This is a genomic window from Streptomyces sp. NPDC014734, assembly GCF_043083325.1.
Lineage (GTDB): Bacteria > Actinomycetota > Actinomycetes > Streptomycetales > Streptomycetaceae > Streptomyces.
Genome location: NZ_JBIBYN010000068.1, coordinates 1 through 1,472, shown reverse-complemented (window position 1 = coordinate 1,472; position 1,472 = coordinate 1). Strand labels below are relative to the sequence as shown.

1 protein-coding gene is annotated in these 1,472 nt (G+C 69.0%); it reads left to right on the top strand.

The annotated features are described in order from the left end of the window. The first annotated feature begins 258 nt into the window (after positions 1 to 258). Positions 259 to 1,437 carry an IS30 family transposase gene (locus ACF1CT_RS37365; RefSeq protein WP_391788493.1) on the top strand — a complete coding sequence of 393 codons (1,179 nt, stop codon included), beginning with the start codon at positions 259 to 261 and terminating at the stop codon, positions 1,435 to 1,437. Positions 1,438 to 1,472: the final 35 nt, after the last annotated feature.

Genomic DNA, 1,472 nt, shown 5'->3' with positions numbered 1-1,472 from the left:
GGCGGGTTCTATTGATCCCCGCAACACCCTGTTGTTCAGGGAGTTGCGGGGATCGTGGATTTTGGAGACCTGAAGGCGAGGTTCTTCGAGGCGTTGGATCGGGAGGACGGCAGTGTCTCGGGTGCTGCTCGGGCGGTCGGGGCGAACGTTCACACCGCGGCTGCGTGGGCGCGCAAGGCCGGTGTCCGTGGCCGTGGCAAGCCGGGAACAGGCGGACATCCGGGGCGGACGGAGTACGACAGGCTGCGTGCGTCCGGGGTGCGGCAGCGGGAGGCCGCGGCGCGGGTCGGGGTTCATGAGCGCACGGCCCGGGACTGGGACCGCGGGATCCGTAAGAGCAACGGCGCGCGCCTGTATCCCGATGGGCGACGGATCGACTACACAACGGGCATGACCTGCACCGTCACCGCCACGTCGGCGCCGTCCCTCGCGGCCGTCGAAGCCGCGTTGCACCCACGGTTCCTCACCGTGACCGAGCGGGAGTCGATCGCCGACATGCGCCGTGCCGGCCGGTCGCTGCGCGCGATCGGGCGAGCCCTGGGCCGGCCGGCGTCCACCATCAAGCGCGAGATCGACGCCCGTGCGGTCGACGGCGTCTACCGGCCTCACCAGGCCCAGCGGGCGTGGGCGAAGAGCCGCTCACGCCCCAAGGACTCCAAGCTCGCCCAGGACGGTCCACTGCGCGCCTTCGTCGCCGACAGGCTCCGGGAACAGTGGTCGCCCGAGCAGATCTGTCACGCTCTGGTCATCGAGTTCCCCGACGACGAGAGCATGCGGGTGAGTCCGGAGACGATCTACCAGGCAATCTACGTCCAGGCCCGTGGCGGACTGCGCCGCGAGGTCACGGACGCACTACGCACCGGGCGCACCCGCCGCAAGCCGCATCGCGGCCCGCACCAGCGCACGTCCCGGTTCGTCGAGGAGATGGTGATGATCTCCGAGCGCCCTGCCGAGGTGGAAGACCGGGCGGTGCCCGGCCACTGGGAAGGCGACCTGATCGTCGGCACCGGCAACGCGAGCGCGATCGTGACCCTGGTCGAGCGTTCCACCCGCTACGTGATGCTCGGCCACCTGCCCGGCGGACACACTGCCGAAGAAGTCCGTGACGTACTGGTTCCGCTGATCCAGACCCTGCCCGCCCATCTGCGCGGCTCGCTGACCTGGGACCAAGGCAGCGAGATGGCCGCGCACAAGCAGTTCACCGTGGCCACGGGGGTGCCGGTCTACTTCTGCGATCCCCACTCGCCCTGGCAACGCGGATCGAACGAGAACACCAACGGCCTGCTGCGGCAGTACTTCCCCAAGAGCACCGACCTGTCCGTGCACGGCCCCGAAGACCTCGAACACGTCGCCCAGAAACTCAACGGCCGCCCACGCAAAACGCTCGGCTGGAAAACCCCAGCCGAGCGCCTGCGTGATCTACTGACGACCACGTAAGCCATCAGGTGTTGCGAGGACCCCAAGAATCCGCC